Source organism: Paenibacillus sp. CFBP13512 (assembly GCF_005233705.1).
Lineage (GTDB): Bacteria > Bacillota > Bacilli > Paenibacillales > Paenibacillaceae > Saccharibacillus > Saccharibacillus nuruki.
Genome location: NZ_QGAD01000001.1, coordinates 319,129 through 333,337, shown reverse-complemented (window position 1 = coordinate 333,337; position 14,209 = coordinate 319,129). Strand labels below are relative to the sequence as shown.

14 protein-coding genes are annotated in these 14,209 nt (G+C 39.2%); 9 read left to right on the top strand and 5 right to left on the bottom strand.

Annotated elements, in window-relative coordinates; genetic code table 11:
- Nucleotides 1-119 precede the first annotated feature (119 nt).
- Nucleotides 120-2,396, top strand: a complete 2,277-nt coding sequence (locus PaeCFBP13512_RS01515; protein WP_137220726.1) for a glycoside hydrolase family 3 C-terminal domain-containing protein — start codon at nt 120-122, stop codon at nt 2,394-2,396.
- Here PaeCFBP13512_RS01515 and PaeCFBP13512_RS23555 read toward each other — a convergent pair.
- On the bottom strand, nt 2,393-2,524 hold the full coding sequence (locus PaeCFBP13512_RS23555; RefSeq protein ID WP_275094473.1) for a hypothetical protein: 132 nt from the start codon (nt 2,522-2,524) through the stop codon (nt 2,393-2,395). The genes PaeCFBP13512_RS01515 and PaeCFBP13512_RS23555 overlap by 4 nt on opposite strands.
- A gap of 56 nt (nt 2,525-2,580) precedes the next feature.
- On the opposite strand from PaeCFBP13512_RS23555, the gene PaeCFBP13512_RS01510 reads away from it, so the two are divergent.
- On the top strand, nt 2,581-3,042 hold the full coding sequence (locus PaeCFBP13512_RS01510) for a GNAT family N-acetyltransferase (RefSeq protein WP_069328999.1): 462 nt from the start codon (nt 2,581-2,583) through the stop codon (nt 3,040-3,042).
- Nucleotides 3,043-3,138: 96 nt separating this feature from the next.
- Here the strand turns inward: PaeCFBP13512_RS01510 and PaeCFBP13512_RS01505 are convergent, their stop codons facing one another.
- The gene (locus tag PaeCFBP13512_RS01505) at nt 3,139-3,879 is read right to left on the bottom strand and encodes an MBL fold metallo-hydrolase (protein WP_069329000.1); all 741 of its coding nucleotides are present in this window, start codon (nt 3,877-3,879) and stop codon (nt 3,139-3,141) included.
- Nucleotides 3,880-4,233: 354 nt separating this feature from the next.
- Here PaeCFBP13512_RS01505 and PaeCFBP13512_RS01500 point away from each other — a divergent pair, with 354 nt between their 5' ends.
- Together PaeCFBP13512_RS01500 and PaeCFBP13512_RS01495 are read left to right on the top strand one after the other, a co-directional pair.
- On the top strand, nt 4,234-4,788 hold the full coding sequence (locus PaeCFBP13512_RS01500; protein ID WP_069329001.1) for a copper amine oxidase: 555 nt from the start codon (nt 4,234-4,236) through the stop codon (nt 4,786-4,788).
- 175 nt (nt 4,789-4,963) lie between these two features.
- On the top strand, nt 4,964-5,272 hold the full coding sequence (locus PaeCFBP13512_RS01495) for a DUF1292 domain-containing protein (protein WP_069329002.1): 309 nt from the start codon (nt 4,964-4,966) through the stop codon (nt 5,270-5,272).
- A gap of 100 nt (nt 5,273-5,372) precedes the next feature.
- Here PaeCFBP13512_RS01495 and PaeCFBP13512_RS01490 read toward each other — a convergent pair whose 3' ends face one another.
- A complete protein-coding gene (locus tag PaeCFBP13512_RS01490; protein ID WP_069329003.1) occupies nt 5,373-6,857 on the bottom strand; it encodes an aminotransferase class I/II-fold pyridoxal phosphate-dependent enzyme in 1,485 nt (494 codons plus the stop codon).
- Nucleotides 6,858-7,047: 190 nt separating this feature from the next.
- On the opposite strand from PaeCFBP13512_RS01490, the gene PaeCFBP13512_RS01485 reads away from it, so the two are divergent.
- The gene (locus tag PaeCFBP13512_RS01485; protein WP_137220725.1) at nt 7,048-8,331 is read left to right on the top strand and encodes an MFS transporter; all 1,284 of its coding nucleotides are present in this window, start codon (nt 7,048-7,050) and stop codon (nt 8,329-8,331) included.
- A gap of 72 nt (nt 8,332-8,403) precedes the next feature.
- Here the strand turns inward: PaeCFBP13512_RS01485 and PaeCFBP13512_RS01480 are convergent, their stop codons facing one another.
- Nucleotides 8,404-9,036, bottom strand: a complete 633-nt coding sequence (locus tag PaeCFBP13512_RS01480; RefSeq protein ID WP_137220724.1) for a YktB family protein — start codon at nt 9,034-9,036, stop codon at nt 8,404-8,406.
- A 332-nt stretch (nt 9,037-9,368) separates the two neighbouring features.
- Between PaeCFBP13512_RS01480 and PaeCFBP13512_RS01475 the strand changes: the two genes are divergently transcribed.
- The 3 genes from PaeCFBP13512_RS01475 (at nt 9,369) to PaeCFBP13512_RS01465 (ending at nt 12,310) form a co-directional block, all read left to right on the top strand.
- Nucleotides 9,369-9,965, top strand: coding sequence for a hypothetical protein (locus PaeCFBP13512_RS01475; protein WP_137220723.1), 597 nt, complete (start codon nt 9,369-9,371; stop codon nt 9,963-9,965).
- 202 nt (nt 9,966-10,167) lie between these two features.
- Nucleotides 10,168-11,580, top strand: a complete 1,413-nt coding sequence (gene gndA, locus PaeCFBP13512_RS01470) for an NADP-dependent phosphogluconate dehydrogenase (RefSeq protein ID WP_069329007.1) — start codon at nt 10,168-10,170, stop codon at nt 11,578-11,580.
- 196 nt (nt 11,581-11,776) lie between these two features.
- Nucleotides 11,777-12,310, top strand: coding sequence for a shikimate kinase (locus PaeCFBP13512_RS01465; RefSeq protein ID WP_241669243.1), 534 nt, complete (start codon nt 11,777-11,779; stop codon nt 12,308-12,310).
- Between the two features lie 72 nt (nt 12,311-12,382).
- Here the strand turns inward: PaeCFBP13512_RS01465 and PaeCFBP13512_RS01460 are convergent, their stop codons facing one another.
- Nucleotides 12,383-12,691 carry a rhodanese-like domain-containing protein gene (locus PaeCFBP13512_RS01460; RefSeq protein WP_069329008.1) on the bottom strand — a complete coding sequence of 103 codons (309 nt, stop codon included), beginning with the start codon at nt 12,689-12,691 and terminating at the stop codon, nt 12,383-12,385.
- Between the two features lie 163 nt (nt 12,692-12,854).
- Here PaeCFBP13512_RS01460 and aroA point away from each other — a divergent pair, with 163 nt between their 5' ends.
- Nucleotides 12,855-14,150, top strand: coding sequence for a 3-phosphoshikimate 1-carboxyvinyltransferase (gene aroA / locus PaeCFBP13512_RS01455; protein ID WP_137220722.1), 1,296 nt, complete (start codon nt 12,855-12,857; stop codon nt 14,148-14,150).
- Nucleotides 14,151-14,209 lie beyond the last annotated feature (59 nt).

Here is a 14,209-nt window from a genome sequence, read left to right as displayed (position 1 = left end):
ATAAGTACCAATTACATATGGATCGTACCATACGAACTATTGATTTCAGTCTATGCTTATATTGGGTAAGTGAAGTGATAACGATTTATGGATAAGTACAGTTATTCAAGGAGGACATAATGAAAACTAATATTCCACAATTATTATCTCAAATGACGCTTGAAGAAAAGGCGAGTCTTTGCTCAGGTCTTGATTTCTGGAAAACACAACCGATCGAACGTTTAAATATTCCGTCTGTCATGATGACCGATGGGCCGCATGGATTACGTAAGCAAGGGAAAGAAGCTGATCATCTAGGGTTAAACGATAGTGTACCTGCGACTTGTTTCCCTTCAGCGGCAGGCATGGCTTCTTCATGGAACCGTGATCTTATCCGTCAAGTAGGGGAAGCACTAGGTCAAGAATCACAAGCAGAAGATGTAGCTGTATTGCTTGGACCTGGAACCAACATCAAACGTTCGCCGTTATGTGGACGCAACTTTGAATACTTTTCTGAAGATCCCTATCTTTCTGCGGAATTAGCTGCTCATCATATTCAAGGGGTACAAAGTCAGGGTGTCGGTACATCACTCAAGCATTTTGCTGCTAACAATCAAGAAGAACGTCGTATGAGTGTAGATGCGATTGTCGATGAGCGTACATTGCGTGAGATTTATCTAGCTAGCTTTGAAGGAGCGGTTAAGAAATCTCAACCTTGGAGCGTTATGTGTTCTTACAATAAATTAAATGGAACATATACAGGAGAAAATAAATTTCTGTTAACCAAAGTATTACGTGAAGAATGGGGATTTGAAGGGTTTGTAGTCTCCGATTGGGGCGCTGTGAACGAACGTGTAGACGGACTTCGTGCAGGATTAGAACTTGAAATGCCTGCTAATAATGGTATTGGTGATGCCAAAATTGTCAAAGCTGTTCGAGAAGGACAATTGGATGCAGAGGTATTAGATCAAGCCGTTACCAAGATTTTGGAATTTATTTTCAAAGCGGTCGAGCAACGTCAAGCAGATGCTACGTATAATGCAGATGAACATCATGCACTAGCGCGTAAAATAGGACAAGAAAGTATGGTTTTACTCAAAAATGAAGATCACCTTTTACCTCTTGCTAAAAAAGGAAAAATTGCGGTGATCGGTGAATTTGCACAAAATCCTCGTTATCAAGGCGGCGGCAGTTCCCATGTGAATCCAACTCAACTGGATAAAGCATTTGACGAAATTACTCAATTAGTAGGTGATCAAGGTCAGGTATCGTATACAGCTGGATATGATCTCGATAGCGATGATGTCCAAACCACATTAGTCCAAGAAGCGGTACAACAAGCAGCAGAAGCAGATGTGGCTATTTTGTTTACTGGCTTACCTGATCGGTATGAATCTGAAGGATATGATCGAACTCATCTCAATATTCCGCAAAATCATCAACAATTAATCGAAGAAATTGCTAAAGTACAGCCTAATCTTATTATTGTTCTTAGTAACGGCTCACCTGTAGAAATGCCGTGGATCAACCACGCCAAAGCTGTATTAGAAGGATATCTGGGTGGACAAGCATTTGGAGGTGCAGTTGCGGATCTACTCTTTGGTGAAGTAAGTCCAAGCGGTAAATTAGCAGAAACGTTCCCTATGCATTTAAGTGATAATCCATCATTTTTATATTTCCCGGGGGAAAAAGATCGGGTCGAATATCGTGAAGGTATTTTTGTAGGTTATCGTTATTATGATACCAAGCAGGTAGAGCCTTTGTTCCCATTTGGTTACGGACTCAGTTATACGTCATTTGAATATAGTGATCTACAGTTAGATCGTCAGCAATACAGCGACCAAGATAAAGTAAAAGTGAGTGTGACGATTACCAATACAGGCAAAACAGCAGGTAAAGAAATTGTACAATTGTATGTAAGCGATCATGAGAGTACAGTGATACGTCCGCAAAAAGAATTGAAAGGATTCGCTAAAGTTCATCTACAAGCAGGGGAAAGTCAGACAGTACAGTTTACCCTCGATAAACGTGCTTTCGCTTATTACAATGTAGATATTGCGGACTGGCATGTAGAATCAGGAACATTTGAGATTCTAATCGGTTCTTCTTCTCGTGATATTCGTGTGCAACAATCAGTAGAGATACAATCGACAGTAGAACTTCCTATTACGATTGACCGTAATACAACGATGGGTGATATTACAACACACCCAACGACTCAACAACTGGCTAAAGAATTGTTAGAACGTTCAGGAATGGGCGAATTATTTGATCCTAGTGATGATATGATGTCTGCTATGGTCAAAGGAATGCCTTTACGTGCTATGGTGAACTTTGGACAGGGTAAATATACAGAAGAAATGTTAGCTAAAGATATCGAAATATTGAATCAAGCATTTGTAAATAATCAACGTTAATTTGTAGATAAAACAGCCTTTTTCGCTATGGAAAAGGGCTGTTTTTTGCTGTCATCAAGCTGTTTTGGATCAGCATAGAAATAGAATTTATCCACCATATCCCAACAATAGCCGTCTATATCTTCCATTTATATGATACAATTATAAAGAGTCCACAATGGAAAGATCGAAGGAGCAAAACAAAATGGCGATAGAAGTGATACGCGTTCAAACTCAACAACAACTGGAAGAATGTTTAAAAATCCGGAAACAAGTATTTGTTGTAGAGCAGAAAGTTCCTGAGAGTCGAGAAATAGATCAGTACGATCATTTGCCTAATGATGGTGTAGCTTACCACTTTTTATTGCAAAAAGATGGTGAAAGTATTGCCGCAGGCCGTATGATTCGTTATGAAAATGGAGCAGCTAAAATGCAACGTATTGCTGTGTTGCCTGGTTATCGTAGAGGTGGATATGGCAAATCTATTCTTTTGGGTATGGAAAATTATGCGCGTCAAAATGGATTTGAAAAAGCTTTACTTGATTCTCAATGTCAAGCTGAAGGATTTTACAATAAAATGGGATATATCACGATTTCTGAAGAGCCTTTTGATGATGCAGGTATTGCTCATGTCAGTATGAAAAAGCAACTTGTTGTCACGATCTAATCTTTTCACCTATGTATAGATATGAATGAACGTAGTAAAACCGCGCCAGTTGCATAGGGCACGGTTTTTTGTTTTGTTGATCTGTCGATAGGAGGGTTATGATCCTAACGTGTAAATTTTGTGTTGTTCTAAAAATGTCATTTCTTTTGTTTTGCCTACAAAATCATCTTTATCGTCGTTATAATGCATCAACAGAATAGTCGAACGTACTTGTTCTGGTAAAGACAGCAATTCATCTAACGTGGCATGAACAATACCCGGAGGATGTAATTGGCAATCATGCAGAATGGTCTGCACCCCTCGCTCATATACCAAATGTTCCAGCAGATGAGGTTGGAATTTCATATCTCCGCTATAAAAAATAGTCTCATTCAGTAAAAAGGAATAGCTATTCTTACCATCGATATGCGGAGTCTGAATCAATTCAATATCCAGTCCTTCGGTTAAAGTAATTGGTTGTTCAGCCACAATCGGTCTCACATCAAACACATCTTCGATTCGTTCTATTCCTTCTTGTGTCATTCCACCAGATAACGTGTGCTCCCATAGTGGACGAACCAATGTACTTGCAATATATAGAACCGGTTTACGATTATAGATAAATTTCATTTGAAAGCCTAGCTCTTCCAGTCCTCCAACATGATCTCCATGAATATGAGTCACTAGAATCGCATCTATTTCATTGACCGTTTTACCCAATTGATGTAAAGCCAGTGGAGCTGTAATACCGCAATCCACCATCAACGTATAGTCGCCTACATGAAGAAGGGCGTTGTTATTATGATAATTTTTGGCAAAAGCATTACCTGTTCCTAGCATTTGTAGTTCAATAGACACAGTATTCCTCCTGTCTGTATTGTACGTATGATCTAGATATGTCTTGTATGATCATTAGACATTCTTCCTTCTCAATGTACCATGAATAGAACCAAGAAGGGAAATGATGAATATAATCCTGTTATAGCCAACCCACGGAGATACAACTTTAATTCATTGGTTTAATAAGAGTTAAAAGTGAAAATGCAGAAGAGTGACCATATGTCAAAAGGTTACAATTTTTTCACCGCAACTGAACGGGACTAATGGAGTATATATGTATAAGAAGATCAGCATAGAGATACAATGCTTTTATAATACAGAAAGAATTGGAGTCGATAAGCTTTTTCTAAATATAAAAGGAGGGGTTCTTACGTGATATGGAAAAGAGTTGCAGTCTGTGCATTAGCCTTTTTCTTAATGAGCAGTTCAGTGCTATTTGCAGATGCTGTAAGTCAAAAGATTAAAGTCTGGATCAATGGAAGTGAGGTTAGTGATGGAGCGTACATGATCGATGGCAAAACTTATGTGCCTTTGCGTGAAATTCAAGGCATTGTCGATTATGATAATGATGCCAAAACGGTCAAACTTACCAAACCTAACGTACATATCTTTTTATTCAAAAATGATACGGCGTTTGGCAACGTCAGTAAAGGAAAGCTCAAATTCAACGTATTTAGTCAAGTCGACAATTTACAAACGGATATTGTAGCTGTGAAAGTAGCGATTATCGATCCTTCAGGGAATCAAAAAGATATCCAAAGTCAGGATATTACACAACAAAAAGATAACTTCTGGTTCCGCACATATGATTTCACATACGACTTTAATAGCGCAGGCAAGTATACAGTCGGATTTTATATGAAAAAGTCCAAAGCTAGCGATTATGTACTGGTATCCCAAAAGGTAATTACGGCGCTCAATCAATAATCATGATATCTGATTAGTCTCTCATCGATTAGGATCTGTTCAAGGTATGACTCTCAATTGACCTGTCTAGGGGAAAGTGGTAAGATACACAAGTATTATTTCATGAATCCAAGGTATTGTACCTATTTATGAACCTAAATGACATTCAATTTTATACTGAAAGTAGGTTATCCTAATGAGCGATAAACATGTACATGATGAAAATTGCAATCATGATCACGACCATGACCACGAAGCGGAAGAATATGTATTAACATTGACTGACGATGAAGGTAATGATGTAGAAATGGTTCTTGTTGAAACATTTGATGTGGGCGAGAAATTGTATGCACTTCTACTAGAGCGTGGCAACCCTGAAGCGGATGGTTATATCATGCGTCTTGAGGAAGAAGAAGACGGATTCGAATTGCAAAATATCGAAGACGAAAAAGAATGGGCAGCTGTAGAGAAAGCATACGGCGAGCTTATTGAAGAATCAGAATAAGATTCATCACCTTATAAAAAAAGCCGGAATGGATATTGTATATTTCTATACAGTATTCGCTCCGGCTTTTTTTGTATGTTATAGAAAGGTAATTGAATGTTTAGAAAATAGCGTCTGTCTCGACAATCACTTTGACATGATGAACCGTACGATCTTCAGGGCCTTTAACAGGCAGACCGACTTCTACATGATCGGTAATATAATCGATATTTTCTTGTGAAATGACTTCACCTGGTAGCAAAATCGGAATACCCGGCGGATATACATAAATAAATTCAGCAATAATGCGTCCTGCCGATTCTTTGAAAGGAACCACTTCTGTATCCCCGTAAAAAGCATCACGCGGAATCAGTGACAATTGCGGAATCTCTGGAATTTTGACCACCAGTTCATGAATTTCTTTGGAACCGTCTGTGCTGTAATATTGAGAAGCCATATCCGTTAACGAACGTACCAGAATATCTACACTATCCTGTGTATCCCCTGGAGTCACCAGACACAAAATGTTATACATATCACTAAGTTCAATCTCTAGATTGTAATGCTCACGCAACCAGTTCTCTGCATCATAGCCTGTTATTCCTAAATGACGGATATGAATCGTCAGCTTCGTCGGATCGTAATTGAAGGTAGCTTCACCACCAAGCAATTCTTTACCAAAGCAGTATAATCCAGGAATATCATTGATCTTCTGACGTGTTTCTTGTGCCAGATTGATCGTGCGCTCTGCCATATCATGTCCGTGTAGCGCTAGATTACGACGTGACGTGTCTAAAGAAGCGAGTAGGATGTATGAAGTAGATGTTGTAGTCAGCATGCTAATAATGGTCTGTACGCGGTGAGGATTCACATGACCATTTTTTACATTTAGATTCAAGACAGAACTTTGAGTCATCGAGCCACCTAGCTTATGTACACTGGTAGCAGCCATATCTGCACCGGCTTCCATCGCAGAGACCGGTAAGTCCTTGTGGAAATGAATCAATACACCATGCGCTTCATCAACCAATACGGGAACACCGCGGCTATGCGAAAGATCCACGATTTCTTTCAAATCTGCACACACACCAAAGTAAGTCGGGTTAATCACAAGAACAGCTTTGGCATCAGGGTGACGATCTAGAGCACGACGTACCGATGAAGTCGTAATGCCATGATCAATCCCCAAGTTCTCATCACGTGCTGGAGACACGAATACAGGTTTCGCTCCTGCAAAAATAATCGCAGACATGATTGATTTGTGTACATTACGAGGAACAATAATTTTGTCACCGGGTGAGCAGACCGACAAAATCATAGTCATAATAGCACCACTTGTTCCTTGAACTGAGAAATACGTATAATCAGCGCCAAAAGCATCAGCAGCTAATTTTTGTGCTTGCTCGATCACACCCATAGGTTGGTGTAAATCATCCAGTGGTGCGATATTGATCAGATCTATAGAAAGGGTATTGTCACCCACGAACTCTCGAAATTCCTGATCACTTCCGATTCCTTTTTTGTGCCCTGGAATATGGAATTGGACGGGATTGCTTGCCGCATGTTCTCGAAGAGCGGTAAAAAGCGGCGTTTGCTGATGATCCATTAAAGCTGTCACAACCTTTCTGATGTCAAATAATGATTCATAGGCTAAAATGCTTATACAACATTTTGCCAAACAAAATGAGTATAGCAAAACGTGGAGGGAATGCAATAGTTATTATGATAAGATAAAATGCATGATCTATAAAGAGGTATACATTCAGGGTTAGACTTGAAGGGAGTCATCTTCATTAATGGTATCGATTTCGAATTCTATCACAGACCAGCAGAATCAAGCAAAAAAGCGTCAACGTCATATTTTTGTATTTGTATGCCTATGGCTCCTTATTTTTTTAGTGGAATTTGTTAAAGGTGGATTATTAGTCACTTTACTGCCTGTATATATGGGCCATGTACTTGGATTACCTGCGTTTGCAATCGGTATTGCTTTTGCATTGCAATATGTAGGGGACAATGCACTTCGAGGTCCTGCTGGCTGGTTAGCAGAACGATTGGGCTTCCGAATGATTATGTCGATCGGTATGATTCTTGTACTGGGTGCTGTTTTTATTATGGCAACCGAAAAAAGTACAGGCTGGCTAATCTTTGCTTGTGCAGTGATGGGGATAGGAAGTGCTCCTCTATGGCCTTGTGTGATGTCGCAGATTACCAGTCTTTCACAGGCTGATGGCAAATATGGAACATCGATGAGCATTATAGAAATAGCTTCTCTTGGAGGCGCCGGGCTTGGACCCGTAACTGTCAATTGGATTAGTGGCACATCGTATCAATCAACACTTTGGATGATGTTAGTCTGTATGACTGTAGTGCTAGGAATTGCTTTATGCTTACCGGGTCGTAAAAAAGAAGTCTATGCTCTAGAAGCTGATCCTGAATCGGATGAACAGCTACAGCACCGATCAACTTCTCGAATTACAGGTAAGCAACGGATAAAGCAATATGTATCGTTGATTCGTTCGCTACATATCCATCCTTTATTATATCCGGCATTATTTCTACAATCTTTTGCATTAGGTATTCTTACACCTATTATCACGTTGTATGTGGTCAGCCAACTCGAATTAACGCCTGCGTATTTTAACGGCTTATTAATTGTAGGTGGCGGTGTGACAGCACTGGGTCTGATTCCAGCAGGTCGCCTGATCGATCGTTTTGGCAGTCGCTTTTTTCTGCATATTGGGTTTTTACTTGCAGGTACGGCATTAGTCGGAATGGCTTCTACTAGAATTTTATTTTGGATATGGATATTTGTAGTGGGTATAGGTTTGAGTTATGCGATGATTTTACCCGCTTGGAATTCGTTACTCGCCAAGCTTGTGCCTACGAAAGAACGAGGTATGATCTGGGGGTTGTTTTTGACGTTACAAGGATCAGGGCTTGTGATTGGACCTCTAGTCTCTGGAAAGTTATGGGATAGTATTAGTCCACAAGCTCCTTTTTTTGTCAGTGCTAGTTCAATGTTTATTTTGTTTTGTATTCATTGGATCATGATACGTCATCGACCTAATCTTAGATAAACATACCAAAACACCTTATGTGCTTACATCGCAGATAAGGTGTTTTTTTATAGATTCATATGAAGGTCGATATTAAAATGCCATTCGGTACAACGGAAGTAATTGTTCGAAAGTTTGTTCTACTTTTTCGATAAAAGCTTTGCCATCTTGAAGCAATGGATCATCTTTTTCGATACGTAATCCACATACGATCTCGGATTTTTTGACATGCTGTAATCGTTCTGCGGTATCCAACCAGTACTGGTCATCTAATTCACCCTGAATATTGGCTTGTGGTGACATATGATCTGTAGACCAGTAGAATTCATCAGGGATCATTTGTTTTACTTTTCTCCAATTGGTTTGTAATGCTTTACCAAAATCTACTTTACGTGGACTTTCATAGATAATTGCAAATACAATAAAGACATGACTGCCAAACATACCTACTTCAAAGTGAGGTAATGCTTTGTATCCACGTTTATTCGATGCCCATGCTACCCATGTATCTTTAGGTGGATTCACCGTACGACGAGCGTGTTTGGCAACATGTACATACATTTCTTCACCACATAGTGTAGCCAGATAAGGCTGTATCTGTTCACCGATTGTTGTGAGTTTAGGTCGAATCGTCTGAATCAACGCATCCATACGTGGCTCCAAACCATCGATAGTAAATACATCAAAGTCTTTCGAATCAAATCCTTTAAATTCAACATTATTCATATTTAAAATGCCCCTCTTTCCAAATCCATCCATATAAGTGTACCGATAAGCCGCGTTTATTATAGCATAAGAGCATACGATTATTTCATGAAGATTACATGTATCTGTATGCTTTAGTGCTTAGACAACCTTGTAAAGGGGTAAAATTATAATAAGTATACATTGTACTAAAGTTTGCATATACAACAATACTCTTTATAGTGCTTATTTCCAAAATAGCATTCGTTATTTATACTTTTTTTTGTATATTTTATCAATTAATCACAGAACAGCTAGAAAGATATATAGAATGACATACAGATCAACCAATTGTTTGAAAAGGAGGGATTATGATGAATAAAAGTTATGAAGTGGAATATTGTAACTTGGAATTGCGTTTTGAGCGGCGTGATATTCAAAATTTGATTCGTGATTTGATCAAAGAAGGATATTCACTGTATTGGAGAGAAACCGAGGATTCATTTATCGTATCGATCCGTACAGATGATCATATGACCAAATTACGTTTTCAACAAACACAAGAAGGATACAAATTGATCGGAGATTATCGTATCCATGATTCGCGTTTGTCTGAATGGATGGAGAAGTTAATCGGCGATACACGTGGACATGCAATCGTCAAACGATTTAAAGATCAACAGATTCTTGTTGAAAACATATTGTTTGGTGAAGTGATTCGTATGGTCGAAATATCGGGTTTCGAACAGCGTGTATTGTATCAAAAAGAATCGACGTTAACGCATGAAGCATTACACACACTTTTTTTATCGACGGAAGGTGAACAGAGATTGGAAAATATAGAGACGCAAATTGATGAGTCGCTAGATCTATTGAATGAAGCAATCAAAACAGGCGATACTGAAAAAATTGATGAATGTAAAAAAGTGTTGGAAAATCTTCGTTTTGAACTTATTCGTTTGGAAAAGTAAACCTTAAAACGTGATCTCCAAAATAATTTGTTGAGATAGCCAAAATATTCACAATTCTTTCAACAATTCTATGAATTTTGGTCAGATCACGTTTTGAGACTTTCCTTATGACATTAAAACCTGTAAAATGATGAATTGAACCTACTTATTTTATGCAAAATCATGAATACAAAATATTGAAGCAAAGGATGGAGAACCAGAAATGTCTAAACAACAAATTGGTGTAATCGGTCTTGCCGTTATGGGTAAGAACTTAGCTTTAAATATTGAAAGCAGAGGCTTTACAGTATCTGTATTCAATCGTTCTCCGCAAAAAACGAACGATTTGCTTGAAGAAGCAAAAGGCAAAAACCTAACAGGAACATTTTCTATCGAAGAGTTTGTTAATTCTTTGGAAGTTCCACGCAAAATTCTAATTATGGTTCAAGCAGGATCTGCAACAGATTCTACGATTGAACAATTGATTCCTTTCTTAGCTGAAGGTGACATCATTATTGATGGTGGTAATGCTTACTTCCCAGATACGCAACGTCGTAGCAAAGACTTGGAAGCTCAAGGATTCCGCTTTATCGGTACAGGTGTATCCGGTGGTGAAGAAGGCGCACTTAAAGGACCTGCTATTATGCCAGGTGGACAAGAAAGTGCTTATAAATTGGTAGAACCTATTCTTACAGCAATTTCTGCTAAAGTTGATGGCGATCCTTGCTGTACATATATCGGACCAGACGGTGCTGGACACTATGTAAAAATGGTGCATAACGGTATCGAGTATGGCGATATGCAGTTGATTGGTGAAGCATATAACTTGTTAACTTCTGTTCTAGGAACTTCTGCTGAAGAATTACAATCTATTTTCAGCGAGTGGAACAAAGGCGAACTAGATAGCTACTTGATCGAAATTACAGCTGATATCTTCTCTAAATATGATAAAGAAACTGGCAAACCTATGGTTGACGTTATTCTTGACTCTGCTGGACAAAAAGGTACAGGTAAATGGACAAGTCAAAGTTCATTGGATCTAGGCGTTCCATTGTCTATGATCACTGAATCTGTATTTGCACGCTTCTTGTCTGCAATGAAAGAAGAACGTGTAGCAGCAAGTAAAATTCTAAACGGACCTAAAACAGATGCTTTCACAGGCGACAAAGCTGAATTTATTGAAGCAGTTCGCAGAGCATTGTTTGCTTCCAAAATCGTATCTTACGCTCAAGGTTTCGCACAAATGCGTGCAGCTTCTGACGAATACGGTTGGGATTTGAAATACGGTAATATCGCTATGATTTTCCGTGGCGGTTGTATTATCCGTTCTCGTTTCTTGCAAAACATCAAAGATGCTTATGACAAAGACTCCGGTCTAAAAAACCTATTGCTTGATGATTACTTCAAAGGTGTAGTTGAAGAATATCAAGATGCATGGCGTGAAGTTGTATCTATCGCTGTGAAATACGGTATTCCGGTTCCTGGATTCTCTAGTGCATTGGCTTACTTCGATAGCTACCGTACAGAAAGATTGCCAGCAAACTTGTTACAAGCTCAACGTGACTACTTCGGTGCACATACGTTCAAACGTTTGGATAAAGAAGGTACATTCCATCACGAATGGATGCAAGAATAGTCTACAATATCTGATAATCATTATTTTAAAGCGCACTGGAACTCCTATACAGATAGGAAAAGCCAGTGCGCTTTTTTGATGTCTACTTTGTCTGCTTCTAAAGGGATTACATCGAAGAAACGAATGATTGTCTTATGTTTTACCTCTATGATATGATGGGTGGAATAGCATAGTTGTTGAAAGAGGTGTAGACATAGTGCATCAACCAAAAGATTTGTTGCATTCCAATATTATTCTGGTTGGAATGATGGGTACAGGCAAAACAACCGTAGGTACATTATTAGCTGACTTACTGCAATATCCATTAGTTGATATTGATGCAGTGATTGCAGAATCAGAAGGTATGAGTGTACAGGATATTTTCGCTTCCAAAGGAGAATTGTACTTCCGTGAACTTGAAAGCCAAATGCTTGCCAAAGTGTTGGAGCAAAAAGGGCAAATCGTGTCGACAGGCGGAGGTTCAGTGTTGCGGGATACCAATTGCCAGCTCATGACCAATAAAGGGCTTGTGGTATGTTTGACCGCTGATATTGATCATATTGTACAACGTGTAGGTGGAGACGATAACCGTCCATTACTAGCAGGAGACACATATGAGCGAGTCAGTAGTATTATGGAGCAGCGTAAACACGCTTATGAATTTGCCCATGTCACTGTAGATACATCGCTTTTGAATCCAGATGAAGTGGCTACACATGTTTTAACACGTTACCGCGTTCAAGCTTTTTAATGTTTAGGTGCGAAAGCAAAAGACCTGTTACATGAAGTCAACAAGTCTTTGATACAGATAAAGAATATTCAATTAAGATTGATTTTCAACCCAATCAATCATACCACCAGACATATTTAAGCAATGATCGTAACCTAATTGTTGTAGATATTCACGCGCACGTTCGCTACGGTATCCGCTACGACAAATTAAAACAGTCGGTATTGTTTTATCGATTTCATTCAGACGATCAGGAATTTGACCCAAAGGAATATGTTTGGCACCATCGATCATACCCTGGTTCACTTCTTCATCTTCACGTACATCAATTAATTGCAATTTCTCTCCTGCCGCCAAGCGTTCGCGCAGTTCATCCGTGTCGATCTGAGTAGGATTAGACATATAGGTTATACCCTCATTTCTGAATGTGTTTTTAACATCTTTATCATACCGAAGCGTGATCTTTACTGTCAATTGAAGTGACAGCATAGCACAGAAAATGAGTTAAACAAAAGAAGTATAACTATAATGACCAATATTATTTTATTTAAAGGAGCAGAAAACTATGGATGTTATTGTTACCGCTACCCCTGAACTCAAAGGAGAAATTGGAGCGTTATCTTCTAAAAATTATACTACACGTTATTTGCTAGTGGCTGCTTTAGCAGAAGGAACAAGTACGATTCATTTCCCTGCACATAGTGAAGATAGTGATGCAATGCGTCGTTGTATTCGTGATTTGGGAGCTATTTTAGAAGAAGATGATGAGAAAATAGTGATTACTGGATTCGGGAGCAAGCCTGTAGATGTGAAAGAGTTAAATGTAGGCAATGCTGGAGCGGTATTACGCTTTTTGATGGCGATTGCTGCATTATGCCCTGAAGTGACGTTTGTGAATACATATCCAGATTCACTAGGGAAACGTCCACATGATGATCTGATTACATCTTTGGGTCAATTAGGTGTCGAAGTAGAACACCAGAACGGAAGACTACCGATTACGATACGTGGAGGTCAGCCGCGTGGGGGCAAGATTACTGTATCGGGTAGTGTCAGCTCACAGTATTTGAGTGCATTGTTATTTTTGACTCCTTTATTAGAAGAAGATAGTGAAATTACAGTACTACATGATCTCAAGTCCAAAGTCGTTGTAGGGCAGACACTTGAAGTATTAGCGCAAGCTGGTATTACGATTGAAGCAAGTGAAGACTTGATGACTTACAAAGTACCAGGTCGTCAAAAATATGTAGCTCAATCCTACACCGTGCAAGGCGATTATCCGGGATCAGCAGCTGTACTTGCAGCAGCGGCAGTCACCAAGTCTGATGTGATTATTCATCGCTTACCTGTAGAAAGTAAGCAAGGGGAAAAAGCAGTCGTAGATGTATTACAAATGATGCAAGTTCCATTAACCCATGAAAATGATGTTGTACATGTCAAAGGAACAGGCATACTTAAAGCAGTTGAATTTGATGGTGATGCGGCTACAGATGCTGTACTTGCGATGGTAGCAGCGGCTGTATTTGCAGAAGGCACTTCACGCTTCTATAATGTAGAAAATTTGCGTTATAAAGAGTGCGACCGGATCACAGACTATTTAACAGAACTTCGCAAAGCAGGTGCTAATGTAGAAGAGCGTCAAGCAGAGATCATCGTGCATGGTCGTCCTGAAGGAGTAGAAGGTGGCGTTACGATTGATGCTCATTATGATCATCGTGTTATTATGGCACTGTCTATTGTAGGCTTACGTGCCAAACAACCGATCGTTATTCGTGATGCTCATCATGTAGCGAAGTCGTATCCGCAGTACTTTGATCACATCCAAGCGCTTGGCGCTAATATAGAATGGGTACAAGGTTAATATAAGCAATAGGTATAGCTTGAATTAATCAGCGTACTGTTCTCTATTAAATACAGATC